The following is a 21,224-nucleotide window of genomic DNA, read 5'->3' on the forward strand; positions in this document are numbered from 1 at the left end:
CCGAACAGATCCTGTGAATGGTTGGTAGAATCCCATGCGTACGGTTTTAGTCCTGATAGCAAAACTCTGACGTGAGGGAATTCAATGAACCAACCAGCTACCCCGCCGCCTTTTGACACGACCGTTGGCGGTCATGTCCGCGCGTATGCGGGTCTAACGCCAGAATCTGCCACCAACAAAAAGTTCTGGTACGGCGTATCCGCAGCAGTCATGGAGCAGATTGCAGACAAGTGGGAAGCTACCAAGGAGGCGTACGCTGGCACCCGTCAGCAGTCCTACTTCTCCGCTGAGTTCCTCATGGGCCGTGCCCTGCTCAACAACCTGACCAACCTCAACCTGGTCGAGGATGCAGAGAAGGCTACCGCAGCCAATGGCCACAACCTGACTGATGTGCTTGAGTCCGAGCATGACGCAGCCTTGGGCAACGGTGGCCTCGGCCGTCTGGCCGCGTGCTTCCTGGATTCCTCCGTGACTCAGGACTACCCAGTCACCGGCTACGGCCTGCTGTATCGCTATGGTCTCTTCCGCCAAGAATTCGTGGACGGTTTCCAGAAGGAACACCCGGATGCATGGAAGGAAGGCGTCTACCCATTCCTCGTGCGTCACCAGTCGCAGCAGCGCATCGTGCGTTTCGACGATATGCATATCCGCGCCGTCCCTCACGATATGCCGATCACCGGCTACGGCACCGACAATGTTGGCACCCTGCGCCTGTGGAACTCCGAACCAATGCGCGAATTCGACTACGACGCGTTCAACTCTCAGCGCTTCTCTGACGCCATCATCGAGCGCGAGGCCGTCCACGATCTCTGTCGCGTGCTGTACCCGAACGACACCACCTACCAGGGCAAGTTGCTGCGTGTGCGCCAGCAGTACTTCTTTGTCTCCGCATCCTTGCAGGAACTGATTGATAACTACATCGAGCAGCACGGCTCCGATCTTTCCCGGTTCCACGAGTTCAACTCGATCCAGCTCAATGACACGCACCCAGTTCTGGCCATCCCAGAGTTGATGCGTCTGCTCATGGACGAGCACGAACTGGGTTGGGAGGAAGCCTGGGAGATCACCACTCAGACCTTCGCCTACACAAACCACACCGTCCTCACCGAGGCACTGGAGACTTGGGACGAGTCCATTTTCAAGCAGCTGTTCTGGCGCATTTGGGAAATCTCCCTCGAGATTGATCGCCGTTTCCGCATCGACATGAACGATCGTGGCATTTCCCCTGAGCAGGCACATCGCATGAGCCCTGTGCATGACGGAAAGGTCCACATGGCCTGGATCGCCTGCTACGCAGCATATTCCGTCAATGGTGTGGCGGCGCTGCACACGGAGATCCTCAAGCGCGATACCCTCTCGGACTGGTACGGCATCTGGCCTGAGCGCTTCAACAACAAGACCAACGGCGTGACCCCTCGTCGTTGGCTGCGCATGTGCAACCCTGGCCTGTCTGGTCTGCTTGATCGCCTCTCCGGTTCGGATGAGTGGGTCACCAACATGGACAAGCTCAAGGAGCTGCGCCACTACGCCGACGATCCAGTTGTGATGACCGAGCTCAACGAGATCAAGACGCAGAACAAGCGAGAGTTTGCTGAGTGGATCTTGGAGCGTCAGGGCATCGAGGTCGATCCTGACTCGATCTTCGATACCCAGATCAAGCGCCTCCACGAGTACAAGCGCCAGCTGCTCAACGCCCTCTACATTCTGGATCTGTACTTCCGCATCAAGGTCGATGGTGAGCAGGATGTTCCGAAGCGCACCTTCATTTTCGGCGCGAAGGCTGCTCCTGGCTACACGCGCGCGAAGGGCATCATCAAGCTGATCAACGAGATCGGCGAGCTGGTCAACAATGACCCAGAGGTCTCCAAGGTCATCAAGGTTGTCTTCGTCGAGAACTACAACGTCTCCCCTGCTGAGCACATCATTCCTGCAACCGATATCTCCGAGCAGATCTCTACCGCGGGTAAGGAAGCATCGGGCACCGGCAACATGAAGTTCATGATGAACGGCGCACTGACCCTGGGCACCCTCGACGGTGCCAATGTGGAAATCGCCGAGGCAGTAGGCAACGAGAACGCCTACATCTTTGGTGCCACCGAAGACCAGCTGCCAGAGCTGCGTGCTAACTACAACACGCAGCAGGTCATCAGCAGCGTTCCTGGCCTGGCTCGCGTCCTCGATTCACTCACCGATGGAACTCTCGACGATTCCCACTCGGGCGCGTTCCACGATATCCGCGCCTCCCTCATCGACGGTGGCGGCTACGAGACTCCCGACAAGTGGTACGTCCTGGGTGATTTCGCGGACTACCGCGAGACCCGCGATCGCATGGCCAACGAGTACTACGCAGATCCACAGCACTGGGCACGGATGTGCTGGGTGAATATCTGCGAATCGGGTCGTTTCTCCTCCGACCGCACCATCCGCGATTACGCAAACGAAGTCTGGAAGATCGAGCCAACTCCAATCTCCAAGTAATTGCTCAACCAACAGCCGGTCTCGTTGCATGGCAGCGAGACCGGCTTTTGCGTCGTTGAAGCGAGCTAGGCTACGCCCCACCCCAGCAAATTTTCCTTGGTTGTGCCCCACGAGGTGCACTTTGCACGACTTTGTTCACCGCGACCTGGGGTTTTATATTTCGCCGTGCGTTAGGTCCGCGCCACCCGGACCTAACGTCGGACGAAATCCAAAACCCCAGGTCAGATAAAGGTGATATCTGGCAAAGTGCACCTCATTGAAGGTTAAAATAAAAAATCTCGCGACACCGCCGGAGACCGGAACGATGTCGCGAGACTTCACTGCGAGGTGAAAGCGAACCTACTTAGGTTGACGCGTGTCTTCGCCCAACTGGTGAACGTGAATCATGTTCGTGTTTCCGGAGACTCCAGGAGGGGTACCGGCAACAACCACCATGGTGTCGCCCTCGTGGTAATCGTCGATGTTGATCAAGGACTCGTCGACCACGTTGATCATGTCGTCGGTGTCGGTCACCTCACGGCACAGGAAGGTCTCTGCACCCCAGGTCAGGGCGAGCTGGGAGCGCACCTCTTGGCGTGGAGTAAAGACCAGCAGCGGCAAGCCAGAGTGCAGGCGAGCGATACGACGAGCGGTATCACCGGAGCTCGTGAACGCGACGATAGCCTTCGCGTTCAAGCGCTCTGCAATGTCACGAGCGGAGTAGGAAATCACGCCACGCTTGGTGCGTGGAATGTGGTTCAGCGGAGGAACGTTGCCGGTGTTTTCTGCCACGCGGACAATACGTGCCATGGTGCGTACAACGTTGTGTGGATCCTTGCCCACAGAGGTCTCGCCGGAGAGCATGACGGCATCCGCGCCGTCGAGCACAGCGTTAGCCACGTCGGATGCTTCCGCACGGGTTGGGCGGGAGTTCTCGATCATGGAATCAAGCATCTGGGTAGCCACGATGACAGGCTTCGCGTTCTCGCGTGCGATCTGCACCGCGCGCTTTTGTACCAATGGCACCTGCTCGAGCGCGATCTCAACACCAAGGTCGCCACGGGCAACCATGATGGCGTCGAAGGCCAAGATGATGGACTCGAGAGAATCCACAGCCTCTGGCTTTTCCAGCTTGGCAATGACGGGGACGAAGCGACCCATCTCTTCCATGACCTCGTGGACCAGATCCACATCGGAAGGAGAGCGAACGAAGGACAGTGCGATGAAGTCAACGCCCAGCTTCAGGGCAAACTTCAGGTCCGCGATGTCCTTTTCCGACAGTGCTGGAACGGAGATGTCCATGCCTGGCAGGGAAACACCCTTGTTGTTGGAGACTGGGCCACCTTCGGTGACGCGGCAGATCACATCGTTGCCCTCGACATCGATGCAGATGAGGCCGACCTTGCCATCGTCGACAAGCAAACGATCGCCTGGCTTCGCGTCATTGGCGAGGTTCTTGTAGGTGGTGGACACGCGGTCGTGGGTGCCTTCGATGTCGTCGATGGTGATGCGAACGATCTCGTCGTTCTCCCAGACGGTTGCGCCTTCCTTGAAACGCCCCAGGCGAATCTTTGGTCCCTGCAGGTCGGCGAGGATGCCTACGGCATGTCCGGTCTCGTCGGTGGCCTGGCGGACCCAGTTGTAGTTCTGCTCATGATCGGCGTGATCGCCGTGGGAGAAGTTCAAACGAGCGACATTCATGCCGTCGTTGACGAGCCCCAGGATTGCCTCTTTGCTTGCCACTGCTGGGCCAAGCGTACATACGATTTTTGTTCTTCTATCCACAGTTACCAACCTAGTCGAATTTGATATGACCTACAGGCTAAGCAGGGTATAAAAGCGCTCATTGAGATCGCTCAGCCAACTTCAGGACCAAAACTACAGGACGCAGTCTACGCTACCCTTTCGAGCGTTTACGCGTGTTATTGCTTGACGACGAAGGCGTCTTCTTTTGGCCTTCTGCGTTCTTTGTGCTGGTGGCGGAAGCCTTCACTTCGCCCTCTGGCGGGTTGCCATCTCCATCACTGTGAGCATTTCTCGGATCGACTTCCTGCGGGGTTTCTTGGCCCTTGGGAAGCATGAAGAAAATCACAATCGCTGCGATGAAGACGATCGCCGAGACCCAGGTGTTGACGCGCAAGCCCAAGATCAGCGTGGCATCGTCGGAACGCATCAATTCGATCCAGAAGCGACCCAGCGTGTAGCCCGCGACATACAGCGCGAAGACGCGACCGTGGCCGAGGCGGAAACGGCGCTCTGCCCAGAGTAGGAAGAAGAATACGGCAACGTTCCAGAGCAGTTCGTACAGGAATGTGGGGTGCACGGAGGTGATGATTTCGCCGGTGGAACGGCCGGTGAGCGGTGCGAAGTCGCCGTTGGCATCGACGCGGTAGTAGATGTCGAGTGCCCACGGCAGATCGGTTGGGCGGCCGTAGATTTCCTGGTTGAACCAGTTGCCGAGGCGCCCGATACCCTGTGCCAGGATAATTCCGGGCGCGACTGCGTCGGCGAAGGGGCCAAGTGGGAGCTTCTTAAAGCGGAACAGAATCCAAACAGCTACGCCGCCGAGTGCGACAGCACCCCAGATTCCTAGGCCACCTGCGGTGATGTTGAAGGCATCCCACGGGTTTTTGCCGGGCCCAAAATACTTATCGTAATCGGTAATGACGTGATAGAGACGACCACCGATAATGCCGGCCGGGATCGCCACGATGGCTGCGTCCCACACCACATCCGCGTCGCCGCCCTTCGCCCGGTAGCGACGAACAGTGAGCCACAAAGCCACCAACATGCCGATTATGATGCACAGGGCGTAGGCGCGAATTGGGATGGGACCCAGCTGCCAGACGCCTTGGGGCGGTGAAGGAATGTTGGCCAGAATCATATTTTGCACGTCTCTCAGTGTGCCTTAATGACTGGCAATTTGCGAGATAACCCGGTGCTACCGGCGAGATGGACAAGCCGGGTGCTGGCCGGCGGCGGCTAAGCGCATCGTCGCAACGCGGATGTCTTCATCGCTCATGACGGATTCAGCTGCGAGGACGACATCGGCCCCTTGCGACGCCGCGGCAAGGACGTCTTTGCCATTGCGCACGCCACCAAGGCTGACGCGCAAAACCTCCGAGGGCAGGCCCGGCTCAATTTGAGAGAAAGCATCGCGGTCGAGATCGTTGGTATCAAAGGACCAGGAGTTCACGGCGATGATGCTTGCACCTGCGGACAGGGCTCGGTCGGCTTCCTCGATTGTGCGGACCTCGGCCATGCACTCCATGCCCAACGATTCGATCCGGTCGAGCAGGCTTTCCAGACGATGCTGATCCATCAGACCTACCTGGAGTGGGATCATGTCTGCCCCATAGCAGCGCGCCTCGTGGATCTGGTAGGGATCCAGGATGATGTCGCGACAGACCATGGGCAAATCGACGGCCTCGCGTGCGGTGGCCATGTCGATGAGCGAACCGCCAAATCGGAGTCGCTCGGTTTGGCACGCAATCAAATGAGCCCCACCAGCCTCAATATCTCGCGCTACAGATGCGATCGATGAGGAAATACCGGTGGGGCCAAATACTGGAGAGGTGCGTTTAATCTCGACGATGACGCCACACCCTTGACGCAATATCGCGGCTCGTACATCGCGGGTTGGGGCCATATCCCGTGATTGTGCCTTGATCTCTTGGAATGGCACTTCGGCCTCGCGCTTCGCTACATCGGCTAGCACGCCTGAAACGATGTCGCTGACATTGGATAATGCCGTCATGACCCACCTCCTGCCAGTCCAAAAACAGGGTCTTCGCTTAAGACATAAGGCTAGCGGGTGACTGGTATAGACAGAAAATCGCGTTGCCTGCTGTTTACTTTGCGGGGGTGGCACAGAGGGTGAAGTGCACCACGTTTCAGCGTGCACTCTTGCGCTTTGGACTGCGAGTTCTATGGCTTTTTGGGTTCGCGGTCCGTGGGGTCGATATCAGCATCGAGGGCATCCCACATGACTCGTCCTGAATCAGGGGTGGACTCCAAATCGTCGTGAAGCTTCTCACGGCGCATGGCAGCCGTCTCGTATTTATTGAGCTTCGGGGAATCCCCGCCGGGACGTGCCGCCATGGCGAGGCCACCTGCAACGGCGATGAGCGCACCCACAACAATCAAAACTGGGCCGATGAAACTGACCGAAATGTCGGTGATACTGGCCCATTCGGCGATGGACACAGGGTTGGAGGCCCGTTGGCTTGCGGCACCAGAGGTGAGCAGGCTGTGTGCACGCTCCGTGTCCGGAGTGCCGAAGAACAGGCTTAGCGGAGACACCATCGCGCCGATTGCTGCCAGAGCACTGATCGCACCGATGATGCGGCGCCCCCACTTACGGACAACAAAGCCGGCGATCATTCCTGCTAGGAGCAGGAGGATGACTGCGGTGACCTCCGTGGACCAGACAGCACCGGTGAGATCGATCGTGCCCGAGCCCGAACGGTCGTCGAAGTAACTCACTGACAGCCACGTCATGCGCGAACCTGCCCACATGATCAGGGCACCAATTCCGAGAGCTAGTGCGCCCTGGCGGGACAGCCCCTTGTCTACCTTTTGTTCGCTCACGGAGCCTTCCTTTCCTGCGCCTTCAACTCGCCTACAACAACTGATCTGCGTCGAAGCAGGTCCGATTGCCAGTATGGCACGCGCCGCCGACCTGATTCACAGTGACAAGGATGGTATCCCTGTCGCAGTCCAAGCGCACACCCGTGACTTCCTGGGTGTGCCCGCTGGTCAAACCCTTAATCCAATACTCCTGACGCGAACGCGAGTAGTAGGTGCCCTGTTTCCGAGCCAAGGTGTAGGCAAGAGCATGCTCATCCATCCAAGCCATCATGAGCACCTCTCCGGTGCCGTTGGCCTGCACAATCGCAGGAACTAAGCCCTGTTCGTTCGGCTTCAACCGCGCTGCGATTGCCGGGTCAAGTTCATAATCTGCGGGGTTATCGCTCATAGTTATTTACGTACCTCATATCCTGCGTTATCTAGGGCCTCTTTGACCTCAGAGATGGACACTTCGCCGAAGTGGAAAATCGACGCGGCCAGTACCGCATTGGCCCCTGCCGCAACTGCGGGCGGGAAGTGCTCAGGCTTGCCGGCACCACCGGAAGCGATCACGGGAATGTTCACGGCGGCGCGGACCCGCTCAATCAGCTCAATGTCGAAGCCTTCCTTTGTGCCGTCCCCATCCATGGAGTTGAGCAGGATTTCTCCCACGCCGAGTTCTTCGCCCTTCTTGGCCCACTCGATCGCGTCAATGCCCGCGGATTTCGACCCGCCGTGTGTGGTGACCTCGAAACCTGAGGGCTGCGGCTGGCCCCCTTCTGGGACACGACGTGCGTCCACGGATAAGACGATGCACTGGGAACCGAAGCGCTGCGCCATCTCCCGCAGGATTTCCGGCTTCGCAATGGCGGCGGTGTTCACGCTCACCTTGTCGGCGCCGGCGCGCAGCAGTTCATTGACATCGTCGACGGTACGCACGCCGCCTCCGACCGTCAGTGGGATGAATACTTCGTTCGCGGTACGACGAACCACGTCGAGCATGGTTCCGCGTCCTGCTTTGGATGCAGTGACATCGAGGAAGGTGAGCTCGTCGGCGCCTTCCTGGCCGTACCTTTGGGCAAGTTCGACCGGGTCTCCGGCATCACGGAGGTTTTCAAAGTTGACGCCTTTAACAACGCGCCCGTTGTCGACATCGAGGCAAGGAATGACACGAATTGCAACAGCCATGGGATAATCAAAACTTTCTTTTGGTTGATTGAGATTTATTGAGCTCAGATATTGACGATGGTGTGGATGGTATCCATGATGAGACGATGCGCTCGAGGAGTACCAGCAATGACGCCCATGGACTGCGGATGCCATTCTTCTCCGAGCCCGTCGGTGACCACGGCACCGGCGTTGCGTGCCAGGAGCACCCCCGCGGCATTGTCCCAAACGTGTGGAGAAAAACTCACCGCGGCCTGGTAAATCCCTTGTGACAGAAACGCCAAGTCAACCCCAACTGAGCCGGTGATGCGAGGGCGCAGCTGCGTATCCGACAACCAGCCCGCGAGGCGTAGGCGGTAGGAGGCCGGGAAACGTTGCGAGTCTGGAGAGCCGATAGTTCCCATCCCCACATGTGAGGCGACGGGGACTTCATTTGCCAGCGGCGGTAATTCCTTCCCGTTGAGCGAGACCGGCTGGCCCGCCCGCGTGGACAGGTGCATGTTCAACAGCGGCATCGCGGTAACAGCGACAACAGGCTGGTTATCGACGATGAGCGACAATAGAATCGCGCAGTTGGGATTGCCGGAGGCAAAATTCGAGGTTCCATCGACAGGATCGATGACCCAGCAGCCCTCAGGGGTGAAGTCTCCCCCTTTTTCTTCGCCGAAAACGGGATAGTCCGTGGCGGTACTCAGGCGCTCCCGGATGTACTTTTCAATGGATAGGTCGATCTCGGTGGCGAAATCGCCTTTGCCTTTAATCAGGGTAGGCGCAGCTCCCACGCCGGCGACAAACATGTCGCTGGCTTTTCTCACCACATCGTTTGCCAGTGAGAGTTGGGCGCTGTAATCATTCATGTTGTTACTCTAGACCACTAGATCGACTTCACGGCCAAAAGTGCCTCGCTGAGGGTGAATCGCTTTTCGTAAAGCGCCTTTCCAATAATCACCGAGTCGATGCCTTCGTCTTGGTATTTGGCTACTTCGAGAACATCGTCCAAGGTGGCGATGCCACCCGAAGCTGTCACCGCAGCGTCTGTAGCAGCGGAAACCTCTCGCAAAAGTTCAATATTTGGACCTGCTAGCGTGCCGTCCTTGGATACATCGGTGACCACGAAACGAGTACATCCCGCAGCATCAAAACGCTCGAGAACTTCCCACAGGTCTCCCCCGTCCGAGGTCCACCCGTTGCCCTTGGTGCGCCATTCGCCGTTTTCCTCGCGCACGGCAATATCAATGGCGACCTTGTCCGCGTATTTTCCCAGCACCTCAATCATCCACTCTGGGTTTTGCAGCGCTGCGGTTCCGATGTTGACCCGCTTCGCTCCCGTGGCCAGTGCGCGCTCTAGGGAGGCATCATCGCGGATACCTCCGGTGAGCTCGACGTTGATATCAAGCTTGCCGGTGATCTCAGCCATCAGCTCGTGGTTGGAGCCACGTCCGAAGGCAGCATCGAGGTCGACAAAGTGCAACCACTCCGCGCCCTGCTCCTGCCACTCCAATGCGGCCTCCAACGGGGAGCCATAGTTTTTCTCTGTACCGGCCTCGCCTTGATCCAACCGGACTGCCTGTCCGTCAACAACGTCCACCGCCGGGAGCAATGTAAAAGTCATGCTTCTAGTTTAGGACACGCACTCGACGTCTCCCCCGTAGTCCTAGCTCAAGGTGTTAATCCAGTTCTTCAACAGGTGTAATCCGACGTCTCCGGACTTTTCCGGGTGGAACTGCGTTGCGCACAGCGGGCCATTTTCCACCGCAGCGACAAAGCGAGCATTCTCGTGATTAGTCCAGCTCACCTTGGGGTGCTCCAGGAAGTCCTGGTCCTCCATTTCCCACTTCTGCACACCATAGGTGTGTACGAAGTAGTACCGGTCATCGGGTGAGAGCCCGGCAAAAAGTTCGGAGCCTTCTGCAACATCGACAGTGTTCCAGCCCATGTGCGGCAAGATGGTGGCGTCGAGCTTGTCCACCACTCCGGGCCACTCGCCGGTGCCGTTGGTTTCCACACCGTGCTCGACACCCTTTTCAAACAGGATTTGCAGGCCGACGCAGATTCCGAGCACGGGGCGTGAACCAGCGAGACGCTGGCCGATAATACGTGCGCCGTTGATCTCATTGAGGCCCTTCATGCACGCCGCATAAGCGCCGACACCAGGGACGACGAGACCATCTGCCTCCGTTGCCAGTTTCGGGTCCGCAGTTACTTCGACATTGACGCCAACATGCTCGAGGGCACGCTGGACAGAACGCAAATTTCCGGATCCGTAGTCAAGAACTGCAACATTGAGGCTCATGGTTGTTTAGTTTAAACCTTCGTGTCAAGCCCAAGAACTTCAAGGTTACTTCGGTGGATCGGAGGGACGTCGCACCTGTTGAAGCCGGGTTTTAATGTTGTTGTATTCGGTTACTCTGTGCGCGCCAATGAAGCGATCCAGCAAGGTCATCACGATGCCGAAAACCACAATGACCGCGCCCGCAGTAAACGCCCCGGGGTAACCAGAAATCGCAACAACAAAGCCCAGCACGGTCGAACCCAACCCGGTGCCACCATCGAAGAAAATGTTCCACGTCGCGGAGGCTTCCGATACTTTCGATCGCGGCAGTCGATGGAACATGGTGAGCAGGGATTCGTTTTGCACGGCACCGAAGCCGCCACCATAGAGAATCGCCGCCAGCACCATCCACCACATGGACGCACCTGTCAGAATGATCACCACAATCAGCAGTAGACCGAGGAAGGCACTGATCTGAGCCGGCAGCATCAACGTTCCTGGTTCACCGCGCTTATCCGCCACAACGCCGACGACGTAGCGCACAATCATCGAGGCCGCGCCAGTTATTGAGAGGATCACGCCTCCCAGCGCCGCCCCGGTTGCGACGTCGGACTCGCGGATCAGTGCCGGCAGGAACGACGTGATCAGGCCATACCCCATCGAGATGGTGGTCAGCGTCAGCGCGGGCACCAGCACCAGTTTCCACATAGGCACATGATTTTCGCTTGACGACGAATGGCGTGGTTCCGCCGGTGCCGCACGCAGGTTGGGGATCCGCAGGCACATAACCGCTGCAACCAGTGCGATGACTGCGGCCAAAATGTACACCGAGTTGTAGCCGAAGGGCTCCGCCATTGCCAGGCCAATAGGCAAGAAGACCATTTGTGCCACACCGACGAACACCCCGAGCATGCCGGTGGCTTTGCCAAGGAAGCGTGAGGGAACGAGTTCTGCGACCAACGCTGATTCTGCGACCGTAATCGCGCCGAAGCCGACACCGCGCAGTGCGCTGAAAAATAGCACCACCGCGGCGTTCATGCTGATCATGTGTCCAAGGGCGGGAACGCCGAGGAGGAAGGCCGCCACGACCATCACCGGTGTGTAGCCCACGCCGCGCAACAGGCGAGGCGTGACGATTTGGGTGAGCACTGTAGCCAACATGAACACACCCGTGGTGGCGCCCGCGAGCGTAGCGTCACCACCTGAGTCCAGAACTGCGACGGGAAGGACTGGGAGAAGCAGCGACCACGCGCCGAAAGCGGAGGCTACTGCGATGAGAGTCGGGATGAACCCCGGCGCCTTCCAGATGCTATCGAGCTTTTCGATTTCTTCCCGGGATAGACGCTGAGTTGCCACGTCGCCTCATCTCTCCTCTCAAAAACCATCAACAAACTATTAAACAATAGTGCTCCCCCGTTTACATGGAGGAGATGCCTGAGCAAGGATAGCAAAGTTGGAGAAAAATACGACTATATGGGCATCGCGTTAAAAAGGTTGAGCAATGCAATCAGCAGTGCAGCGGCAGCTAGGACCGCCATGATCATGGTGGCTGACTTGGATCCATTTTGATATGCCGACCATGCGCCGCCAACGAGCAAGCCCGCGATGATGAAGAGGATCCAAATAAACATGCTGCCACCGATACTCTGCGACTCCTGGGCTGTTGATGCTAAAACTTCAACCACTTAGAGGGCTCCCTTGGTCGACGGGATGCCGGTCACGCGCGGATCCAGCTCAGTCGCCTGACGCAGAGCGCGGGCCACTGCCTTGTATTCCGCCTCGGTGATATGGTGCGGATCTCGCCCGTACTTGCAATTGACGTGCAACGTGATCCGTGAGTTGTACGCCAGCGTTTCGAAAAAGTGGCGGTTAATCACGGTGGCGTAGTGCCCGCCGATGATCTGCCAGTCCATGTTCTCGGGCTCGCCGTTCATCACAAAATATGGCCGTCCGGAAACATCGACGACGGCTTCGACGAGGGTTTCGTCCATGGGCAGTTGCATGGAGCCGAAGCGACGGATCCCCTTCTTGTCCCCCACTGCATCGAGAAGCGCCCATCCGAGCACGATCGCTGTGTCTTCCACCGTGTGGTGGGCATCAATTTCGGTATCACCCTTGGCGTGAACGGTCAGGTCAAAGGAACCGTGTGTACCGAATGCTGTGAGCATGTGGTCGAAGAAAGGCAGGCCGGTGGAGATGTCGGTCTTGCCTGTTCCATCGAGGTTGATCTCTACGGAAATGTCGGATTCGCTGGTGGTGCGGATCGACTTTCCAATGCGGTCTGCCACGGTTATAGCCCCTTCTCTTTCACAATGGCTGCGGCCTTCAAAAACAGGTCGTTTTCAGTATCAAGTCCAATGGTAACGCGCAGGTGTCCTGGCACCCCAACATCGCGGATCAGCACACCCTCGTCCAAAAATGCCTGCCAGGCAGTGGCAGAATCGGTGAAGTGTCCGAAGAACAAGAAGTTGGATTCGCTGGGCACGACCTCGTAGCCCAATTCGCCTAGCGCAGCTTCGACACGGACGCGTTCCTGTGCGAGCTTATCCACCGTGGCCAAGGTGTCCTCGGAGTGGCGCAGTGCCACTGTTGCAGCGGCCTGTGACAACACGGAGAGGTGGTATGGCAGGCGAACGAGCATCACGGCTTCGATAAAGGCAGGTGCAGCGACGAAATACCCCAGCCTGCCACCGGCGAAATCGAAGGCCTTACTCATGGTCCGCGAGACCACGAGCTTGGTTGGATACTTGTCCAGCAAGGTCGTCGCTGAGGGCGACGGAGAGAACTCGGCGTAGGCCTCGTCGACAATAACGATGCCTGGTGCTGCCTCGATGATGCGACCGATATCATCCAAGCTGGTCACGTCACCCGTGGGGTTGTTCGGTGTGGTCACAAAAATGACGTCGGGGGTGTGCTCATCGATGGCCTGCAGCGCGCTGTCCAGATCAATCCGGAAATCCGCGCCGCGGGGCACCGCAATGAACTCGGTCTGCGTTCCAGCTGCCAAAATGGGGTGCATGGAGTAGCTCGGAGTAAAGCCCAAGGCCTTGCGGCCCGGTCCACCGAACGCCTGGAGCAGCTGCTGCAAGATCTCGTTCGAGCCATTGGCAGCCCACAGGTTGTCTGTGGTCACGTGGACTCCAGTTTGGGCGGAAATATATTCCGCCAGCGAGGTGCGCAGTTCCACCGAGTCACGCTCGGGGTAGCGGTTCAATGTGGAGGCGAGTTTGCCTACCTCGGCGACCAAATCGTCGATAAGCGCCTGAGAGGGCGAGTAGGGATTTTCGTTGGTGTTCAACTGAACCGGAACATCAAGTTGCGGCGCCCCGTAGGCTGATTTGCCGCGCAGTTCTTCGCGCAGTGGGAGCTCACCAATTTTTGTGTCGGTGGCAAGGGTGCCTTCCCGAAACTCCATTACTGCTCCTCTCCTTCTGCACCGGTGACCTCGTAGCGAGCGCGGATGGCCTCGCCGTGTGCCGGCAGCTGCTCATCTTCCGAGAGCACGATGATGTGTGGGCCGATCTCCTTGAGCGCTACTTCGTCGTATTCGATGAGGTTGACGGCACGCAAGAAGGTGTGGGTGGACAGGCCGGAGGAAAACCGGGCCGTGCCCGAGGTCGGCAAGACGTGGTTGGAACCGGCGGCATAGTCGCCCAATGGGACTGGCGAGTACGGGCCGACGAAGATGGCGCCGGCATTGGAGATTTGTTCCGCAACCTCGCGGGCATTGGTGGTGTGGATCTCGAGGTGCTCAGCGGCGTACGCATCGGCGACCGCGATGCTGGCGGCGAGATCGTCGACAAGCACGATGCCGGACTGCTGTCCGGTCAATGCCGCCTTGACACGATCGGCATTGAGGGTGACGGTGTAGCGGGCCTCGATCTCCTCGTTGACCTGCTTGGCCAGCTCCTCGGAGTCCGTGATCAGCACCGAAGCTGCAAGCAGATCGTGCTCAGCCTGGCTGATGAGGTCATAGGCGAGGTAGACAGGGTCCGCCGTGGAATCCGCAACGATGGCAATCTCCGACGGGCCCGCCTCGGCATCAATACCAACGACACCATTGACCAGTCGCTTCGCCGCGGTGACAAAGATGTTGCCTGGACCGGTGATCATGTCCACTGGCTCAAGGCCTGCCTCGTCGTCGCCGTAAGCCATAAGTGCAACGGCCTGCGCGCCGCCGACGGCCCACACCTCGTCGACACCCAGCAGCTTGCAGGCCGCCAGGATCGTGGGGTGTGGCCACCCGCCGAAGGCTTCCTGTGGAGGGGTGGCAACGACCATCGTTTCGGTGCCGGCTTCTTGCGCCGGAACCACGTTCATCAGCACCGACGAGGGGTACACTGCCTCGCCGCCCGGGACGTAGAGGCCCACGCGTTGCACAGGCAGGAACTTCTCGGTGACCGTCGCACCTGGGGCCAACTCGGTGGTGTGGGCCGCGGGCTTCTGCTCGGCGTGTACCTTGCGGATCCTCGCGATGGCCTGCTTCAGTGCCTCTTCGACCTCATCGCTGATGCCCTCAAGTGCTGCGTCAATGACGCTTTGCGGCACGCGGACGGACTCCGGGGTGATCCCGTCAAACTTTTGACCATACTCGAGGGCCTTCTTCGCCCCGTGACACTTCACATCCTCAACAATCGGCGTTACGGTAGGCAACACTGCATTCACATCGGTTCCGCCGCGTGGCAATACGCGACGAAGTTCGGATGTGGAGGGGGTGCGACCGCGAAGGTCGGTCACTTTCAGCATGAATTTTCTCCTCAGCGTGGCGGAGCGCTGGGCAGATCCAGCGCAGTGATACTCCACTCATTGTAGGCATTCCACCTGACCGTGGGTCTTTTAGCCCGACCAAGGTGTGGAAGTGTTCACTAAATCACGTATGTGGGCGCAGAAAAGTGGGGATAGATCGCAGTGGAACCACGCACTAGACTGGATTGAACGCAAGGAGGCGAGATCAATTGGGACGACATCGCGCCCCCGAGCCGGCAGAGCTGGGGCAAGCCCGCAATATTGATATTGAACGGGTTCAGAGTGCACTTTATGGCCTCGGATTCGACTCCGAGTTGGGCTTCGATCGCCTGATTATTTCGGCCCATGATTACGTCGCCACAGCATGGATCGACTATTCCGTTCCGCTGTCACTCGTAATTGATTCTCGCGCGCGGGTGCCGATGCACCTCGACTTCGCCAGCGCGCTCGCGGAGTTTTTGGACACGTGGAACATGGAACGCATCGCGCCTTCCGCCTCCTACGAACTCTCGGACGCGGGCACTATCCATATCCACACCAGGAGCTCGGCATTCATTAAGTGTGGCTTGTCGGACAATCAGCTCCAGTCGTTTTTGGGCTCTGCGCTGCATTCCATTGGCACGTTCTACAGAGAGCTGAGAGCAGAGTTTGAGCTTGACGACGATCACCTGCGCCTGCCCACCACAATTGTGCAGGAGCAAGACCACGTCGCGCTCAACGGCCCACACCCCCAGGGGCGCCATCTGCCTGCTGGTGAAGAACCCGAGGTGTACACGGCACCGGATCTCGCCGAAATCTCCCCGAACGAACCAATCGAGGCGTTTGAGTTCGATCATGTCGTCGAGCCCTTGGATCAGCTTGATTTCAGTTATGCCATCGACGAGCAAGAGATCGTCTCTACTGCGGTCAACGGTGTGGGTTTTGCGCTCTGCGTGGATTCGAATGCTTATTTTCGCATCACCGGCGGGTGGATCACCGATTTTGAGCCAGAGAATTTTCTCGACCTGTGGCTCGTATGCAATGACCACAATGAAAAATCCGTGAACACCACGGCGTATACGCGCATGGAGGGTGACACGGTGCTCCTCCACGTGGAAACAAGCTGCGATATTACCCAGGGACAGGCGCTCGACCAGCGCAGTCACTTTGTGATCTCGTCGCTCGTGGCCATTCTCGGTGCCATGGACTCACTGAGCACGCAGACACGTGGCCACTCCATTGTGGAATGGCCGAGCTAAGAGCTAGATCGTCCGACCGGGCAACGGTTCGGGCTCTGGGTCTGGGCTGGACACGATCGCCTGAATCCAATAGGTCAGAACTGCTAAGAGTGGGGCCACTGCCCATCCCACTCCTGGGCTCATCGGAGGGACAATGTGCGCACCGGTAACATCTCCACCACTGGGATCCGGGTACGGGTGAACCCACCCGGTGACGATGTTGCCAAATACGTAGAAGGCAAACGTTGCGGCAAATGCCACGATGCCCACCCAGATGAGCATTCCCACACCTGCCGCATGTCCGACCTTGAGATAGGCCACCATAGCCACAACGATGCCGAGTACTCCGGTGATCAGGATGTATGAGGCAAATGAGCTGAACTCAACATTTCGTGGGCTTTCGGTCTCGTTGGCAATGAACATTCCATCCGTGATGTCTCCCACGTAGGCGGGACGAAATGCCCCCCAGAGTGCTCCGAGCACTAGGCCTGCGACGAGCGCGAAAAACAACAAACCCGCTGCGGTTCCTACCATTGCTTTGCGACGAGTCTTGTTCGTCGCAGGCGTAGAACTCGCAAGCGGGGTCTGGTGAATCGACATAGTCCCCTACCGTACTCGGCGGGGGCTACGGGAGTTTAATTAGTCGCACATCTTCCACTGTCCACCCTCATGCAGGAAACGCTGGGTGGTGGTGTCCTGGCCTTCTTGCGTGCGCACGGTGACATCTGCGGAAGCGCGGTCACCGTTAACGAGGACGTTATTGACTGCATCGACGCCATTTTGGCTGCGATCGATTCCCATTTCAGCGTAGGAAACGTCTGGGATACCCGCGACGCTGAATGCTTCGTGTCCACCGTTGGCAGCGATGACGCTTTCGCAGGTATTGCGCTCAATCGACTGGATCATGCCGTGCATGGAATCCTGTGCATACACGTCTTCGAGGGTTGCACGGATCGCAGCAGTGTCAGCTTCGGTGCCAGGGTTGCCGCCTTCAACTGGGGCGACCTGGGCGCCTTCTGCCTGCCCTTCTGGGAATGGATTCTCCACGGCGTTTGCAGCTGCATCGCTGCCTTCTGGGCCGTTGGAGGCGGCTGCGTTGGTATCTGCAGGTACTTCATTCGCGGCTGGAGCGGCAGCTGCTTCACTTTCCTGCGCCGCAGAAGCGGAGGAATCCTCTGCGGCCTTCTTCTTCGCCTCGTCGTCCTGGTCCGGCTTCTCCTTGGACGTTGTTGTGGTCTCGGCCGCGGAGGATGACGACGGTGCAGGCGAGGATTCCGCTGCTACATCGCCTTCGGAACCGCAAGCCACAAGTGCGAGCGGTGCCACCATTGCTACAGCAGCAAGGGTCTTCTTGGTCTTGATTGAAACCTTCACGTAGTTACTCCTAGATTTGGGCCAAGGTTGTTTCCTCTTTAACTCATCAGTTTTATCTCAATTGAGTACCGATTCGTTTCACAGGACGGTCAACAGCGACGAAAATTCTTTCGGCCTAGATTCAGATGTACATGTAATTACCAATACAAGCAATTAAACTTGTTACTTCAATAAAAATACCGCACCGCACGCATGCAGTCGTTTCACGCAGGTGAAGGCAATTACCTCACGACCCTAACAACTCTTTCGTGACTATTCCTATAAATACATCGCAAAGAATCCTGTGAAAAACAATAATTTCTGTATGAGATCACTTTGAAAACACTTCCCCTCGGCTTGAGTACTCTAAAGGACTATGCAGCTCTCACGTGGGTCAATTGTCGCAGCGGCCTTAGACATCTTGGATAATTATGGCTTTCCCGATATGACGATGCGCCGGGTGGCATCTCACCTCAACGTAGCTCCTGGTGCTTTGTACTGGCACGTAGCGAATAAACAAGAGCTCATCACCGCCATCGCCGAGGAAATAGTGTCCGATGTCCATCACTCCGACGCCTCCGTGTCACCGATTCAATTGTCGGAACTTTTCCGCACCTGTTTATTAAGGCATCGCGATGGAGCCGAAATTGTCACTGCTTCTATGTCTCAGCCCAATTCGGTGGTGCATTCCCAAGTCTTAGATAGCTTCTTGCGTTCGATCAGTGCTCAATTTCACTCTCGTGAAACAACTGATATGGACTTACAATCCTCGGCTTACGGCCTGGTGCACCTCACCCTGGGCTCCGTCCTCATTGAGCAATCAAGCAAGCAGTACGCCGCGGACACGGGACAGGAAGAAACAGCACCCAAAATTGAACTTTCCCGCCGGTCAGTTGAGCTCCTCTTGGAGGGTTTGCGACACTCGTAGTCGACGTTTGGAAACGGCACTCCCCGGCCTCTTGCACTAGCATGAGGGCTTATGACAGAAGTTCCTGCAGAAATACACCAGGTCTGGCCTGGAGAAGCCTACCCTCTCGGATCCAAATATGATGGTGCTGGCACGAATTTCGCCCTCTTTTCTAATGTTGCTGAAAAAGTCGAACTCTGCCTCATTAATCGAGCCGGCGAAGAGACACGCATTGAGCTCAAAGAAGTAGACAACCACGTCTGGCATGCCTATTTGCCGGGTGTCGTTCCTGGTCAACGCTACGGCTACCGTGTCCACGGTCCGTGGAACCCGCAAGACGGCAAGCGCTGCGATCCCAATAAATTGTTGGTCGATCCCTATGCACGTGCCTTCGATGGCGAGTTTGACGGTCACGCATCGCTGTTTTCCTACGATATTCACGCGGACCCTCCGGGGTCCGGCCGCAACGATGAAGACTCCCTCGGCCACACCATGTTGTCGGTAGTTGTCAACCCTTTCTTCGATTGGGGCGACGATCGCGCACCGAAAATCCCGCACAACGAGACGGTGATTTACGAAACGCACGTTAAGGGCATGACCGCCACTCATCCAGAGGTACCGGAGAATCTCCGCGGTACTTACGCTGGTATGGCGCATCCCGCCGTGATTGATTACCTCAAGGACCTTGGCATCACATCGGTTGAACTGATGCCAGTGCACCAGTTCTTGCAGGATGACCGCCTCCGCGATCTCGGCCTGCGCAACTACTGGGGTTACAACACCTTTGGTTTCTTCGCACCGCAACAGGACTACGCGTCCGGCGGTAAGCCAGGTGATGCCGTATCCGAGTTCAAGGGCATGGTGCGCTCCTATCACGAAGCTGGCATCGAGATCATCCTTGATGTGGTGTACAACCACACCGCCGAGGGCAATCACCTCGGCCCAACTATCGCTTTCCGCGGCATTGATAATGAGGCGTACTACCGCCTCGTTGACGGTGACAAGTTCCATTACATGGACTACACCGGCACGGGTAACTCCCTGAACGTGCGCGATCCGCATTCGTTGCAGTTACTCATGGATTCGCTGCGTTACTGGATTACAGAGATGCACGTCGACGGCTTCCGCTTCGACCTCGCATCGACGTTGGCCAGAGAGCTAAACGACGTCGACCGCCTTGCCACCTTCTTCGACTTGGTGCAGCAAGACCCGGTTGTTTCCCAGACCAAGCTCATTGCAGAGCCATGGGATGTCGGTCATGATGGCTACCAGGTGGGTAACTTCCCTGCTCTGTGGAGCGAATGGAATGGTAAGTACCGCGATACCGTGCGCGATTTCTGGCGCGGCGAACCGGCAACCTTGGGTGAATTCGCCTCCCGCATCACCGGTTCTTCAGACCTGTACCAGCACAACGGTCGCCGCCCGACGGCGTCGATTAACTTCATCACCGCTCACGATGGCTTCACACTGAACGATTTGGTGAGCTACAACGAGAAGCACAACATGGCCAACGGCGAGGATAACCGAGACGGCGAGTCCCACAACCGTTCCTGGAACCACGGCGTCGAAGGCGACACCGACGACGAAGTAGTCAACGAGCTTCGGTCCCGTCAGTTGCGCAACTTCCTGACCACGTTGCTGCTTTCTCAGGGCACCCCCATGATTTCGCATGGCGACGAAATGGCGCGCACCCAGGGCGGCAACAACAACGTCTACTGCCAGGACAACGAAATCGCCTGGATGGACTGGGACTTGCTAGATAAGAATCGCGAGCTGCACGACTTCACTCGCCGTTTGCTGCGCATTCGTCAGCTGCACCCAGTCTTCCGCCGCAATCGCTTCTTCGACGGCGGCCCTCTGGGTTCCGATGCGCAAGACCGCGACATCGCATGGCTCGTTCCTGACGGCAAGCTCATGACCCAAGAGGATTGGGATTTCGCCTTCGGTAAGGCACTGATGGTCTACCTCAACGGCACGGCTATCCGCGAACCCAACGACCGTGGCCAGCGCATCGAAGATGATTCCTTCATCATGATGTTCAATGCCCACTACGAGGCCATCGAGTTCACTATTCCCGCTCGAAACCTGGGTTCTAAGTGGCAACTGTTGGTCGATACTTCCGAAAAGACGGGCTACCCGCTTGAGCAGTCGCTGGTAGTTCCAGGCGATAGCGTCACCGTCGAGGCACGTTCGACGCTGATTCTGAAGCAGGTTGAAGCACCTGTGTTCGAAGAAGAACCAAAGCTCAATTTCGAGGTGTCGCCGAAGTCCAAGTCGAAGGAAGTCGTTCCTCCGGCAAAGAAGGAAGTTGTCAAAGTCGAGACAACAGAAGAGGCAAAGCCCGAGGTCAAGGCCGATGATGCAGAGGTCGTCGCAGATGACATCGCAATTGACGACGAAGCCCAGCCGGAAACTGAGGCCGTCGCCGAGGAGGCTGTACCAGAGACCCCTAAGGCAGACTCCTAAATAATCCCAAATATTTGATGTCTGCCACTGCGGGTAGGATGAGCACAATTGCTTGTCCTACCCGCTTTTG

20 protein-coding genes are annotated in these 21,224 nt (G+C 57.5%); 4 read left to right on the forward strand and 16 right to left on the reverse strand.

Going from position 1 to position 21,224, the window contains the following annotated elements; translation table 11 throughout:
* Positions 1–84 precede the first annotated feature (84 nt).
* A complete protein-coding gene (locus A37O_RS0108225; protein WP_018297027.1) occupies positions 85–2,478 on the forward strand; it encodes a glycogen/starch/alpha-glucan phosphorylase in 2,394 nt (797 codons plus the stop codon).
* Positions 2,479–2,817: 339 nt separating this feature from the next.
* Here A37O_RS0108225 and pyk read toward each other — a convergent pair whose 3' ends face one another.
* From pyk to hisD, 14 genes are all read right to left on the reverse strand, one after another.
* Positions 2,818–4,242, reverse strand: coding sequence for a pyruvate kinase (gene pyk, locus A37O_RS0108230; RefSeq protein ID WP_026196250.1), 1,425 nt, complete (start codon positions 4,240–4,242; stop codon positions 2,818–2,820).
* Positions 4,243–4,354: 112 nt separating this feature from the next.
* Entirely contained in the window at positions 4,355–5,350 is a 996-nt protein-coding gene (gene lgt, locus A37O_RS0108235) for a prolipoprotein diacylglyceryl transferase (protein ID WP_051077972.1), read from the reverse strand.
* A gap of 48 nt (positions 5,351–5,398) precedes the next feature.
* Positions 5,399–6,214: an indole-3-glycerol phosphate synthase TrpC gene (locus A37O_RS0108240; RefSeq protein WP_018297030.1), complete on the reverse strand. Its 816-nt coding sequence runs from the start codon at positions 6,212–6,214 to the stop codon at positions 5,399–5,401.
* A 170-nt stretch (positions 6,215–6,384) separates the two neighbouring features.
* Complete coding sequence (locus tag A37O_RS0108245; RefSeq protein WP_018297031.1) at positions 6,385–7,047, reverse strand: TIGR02234 family membrane protein; 663 nt, start codon at positions 7,045–7,047, stop codon at positions 6,385–6,387.
* Between the two features lie 31 nt (positions 7,048–7,078).
* Positions 7,079–7,435, reverse strand: coding sequence for a phosphoribosyl-AMP cyclohydrolase (hisI, locus tag A37O_RS0108250; protein WP_018297032.1), 357 nt, complete (start codon positions 7,433–7,435; stop codon positions 7,079–7,081).
* A gap of 2 nt (positions 7,436–7,437) precedes the next feature.
* Positions 7,438–8,214, reverse strand: a complete 777-nt coding sequence (gene hisF, locus A37O_RS0108255; RefSeq protein WP_018297033.1) for an imidazole glycerol phosphate synthase subunit HisF — start codon at positions 8,212–8,214, stop codon at positions 7,438–7,440.
* A gap of 44 nt (positions 8,215–8,258) precedes the next feature.
* Entirely contained in the window at positions 8,259–9,050 is a 792-nt protein-coding gene (locus A37O_RS0108260; RefSeq protein ID WP_018297034.1) for an inositol monophosphatase family protein, read from the reverse strand.
* 17 nt (positions 9,051–9,067) lie between these two features.
* Positions 9,068–9,805, reverse strand: coding sequence for a bifunctional 1-(5-phosphoribosyl)-5-((5-phosphoribosylamino)methylideneamino)imidazole-4-carboxamide isomerase/phosphoribosylanthranilate isomerase PriA (gene priA / locus A37O_RS0108265; protein WP_018297035.1), 738 nt, complete (start codon positions 9,803–9,805; stop codon positions 9,068–9,070).
* A gap of 42 nt (positions 9,806–9,847) precedes the next feature.
* Entirely contained in the window at positions 9,848–10,486 is a 639-nt protein-coding gene (hisH, locus tag A37O_RS0108270) for an imidazole glycerol phosphate synthase subunit HisH (protein ID WP_018297036.1), read from the reverse strand.
* Between the two features lie 45 nt (positions 10,487–10,531).
* Entirely contained in the window at positions 10,532–11,821 is a 1,290-nt protein-coding gene (locus A37O_RS0108275; RefSeq protein ID WP_018297037.1) for an MFS transporter, read from the reverse strand.
* Positions 11,822–11,934: 113 nt separating this feature from the next.
* Positions 11,935–12,150, reverse strand: a complete 216-nt coding sequence (locus A37O_RS0108280) for a hypothetical protein (protein ID WP_018297038.1) — start codon at positions 12,148–12,150, stop codon at positions 11,935–11,937.
* Positions 12,151–12,759 carry an imidazoleglycerol-phosphate dehydratase HisB gene (gene hisB / locus A37O_RS0108285; protein ID WP_083912621.1) on the reverse strand — a complete coding sequence of 203 codons (609 nt, stop codon included), beginning with the start codon at positions 12,757–12,759 and terminating at the stop codon, positions 12,151–12,153.
* Positions 12,756–13,880, reverse strand: coding sequence for a histidinol-phosphate transaminase (locus A37O_RS0108290; RefSeq protein ID WP_018297040.1), 1,125 nt, complete (start codon positions 13,878–13,880; stop codon positions 12,756–12,758). The genes hisB and A37O_RS0108290 overlap by 4 nt, the downstream gene beginning before the upstream one ends.
* Positions 13,880–15,211 carry a histidinol dehydrogenase gene (hisD, locus tag A37O_RS0108295; RefSeq protein WP_018297041.1) on the reverse strand — a complete coding sequence of 444 codons (1,332 nt, stop codon included), beginning with the start codon at positions 15,209–15,211 and terminating at the stop codon, positions 13,880–13,882. Before hisD ends, A37O_RS0108290 begins: the two co-directional genes overlap by 1 nt.
* A 209-nt stretch (positions 15,212–15,420) precedes the next feature.
* Between hisD and A37O_RS0108300 the strand changes: the two genes are divergently transcribed.
* Complete coding sequence (locus A37O_RS0108300; RefSeq protein ID WP_018297042.1) at positions 15,421–16,449, forward strand: YbjN domain-containing protein; 1,029 nt, start codon at positions 15,421–15,423, stop codon at positions 16,447–16,449.
* Positions 16,450–16,452: 3 nt separating this feature from the next.
* On the opposite strand, the gene A37O_RS15085 is transcribed toward A37O_RS0108300, so the two are convergent.
* Both A37O_RS15085 and A37O_RS15880 read right to left on the reverse strand, forming a co-directional pair.
* Positions 16,453–17,028, reverse strand: coding sequence for a hypothetical protein (locus tag A37O_RS15085; RefSeq protein ID WP_018297043.1), 576 nt, complete (start codon positions 17,026–17,028; stop codon positions 16,453–16,455).
* Positions 17,029–17,067: 39 nt separating this feature from the next.
* The gene (locus tag A37O_RS15880; protein ID WP_018297044.1) at positions 17,068–17,802 is read right to left on the reverse strand and encodes a hypothetical protein; all 735 of its coding nucleotides are present in this window, start codon (positions 17,800–17,802) and stop codon (positions 17,068–17,070) included.
* Between the two features lie 355 nt (positions 17,803–18,157).
* On the opposite strand from A37O_RS15880, the gene A37O_RS0108315 reads away from it, so the two are divergent.
* Positions 18,158–18,709, forward strand: coding sequence for a TetR family transcriptional regulator (locus A37O_RS0108315; protein ID WP_018297045.1), 552 nt, complete (start codon positions 18,158–18,160; stop codon positions 18,707–18,709).
* A 51-nt stretch (positions 18,710–18,760) separates the two neighbouring features.
* Positions 18,761–21,154, forward strand: coding sequence for a glycogen debranching protein GlgX (gene glgX, locus A37O_RS0108320; RefSeq protein ID WP_018297046.1), 2,394 nt, complete (start codon positions 18,761–18,763; stop codon positions 21,152–21,154).
* Positions 21,155–21,224 lie beyond the last annotated feature (70 nt).

It is taken from the genome of Corynebacterium lubricantis DSM 45231 (assembly GCF_000379425.1).
GTDB lineage: Bacteria > Actinomycetota > Actinomycetes > Mycobacteriales > Mycobacteriaceae > Corynebacterium > Corynebacterium lubricantis.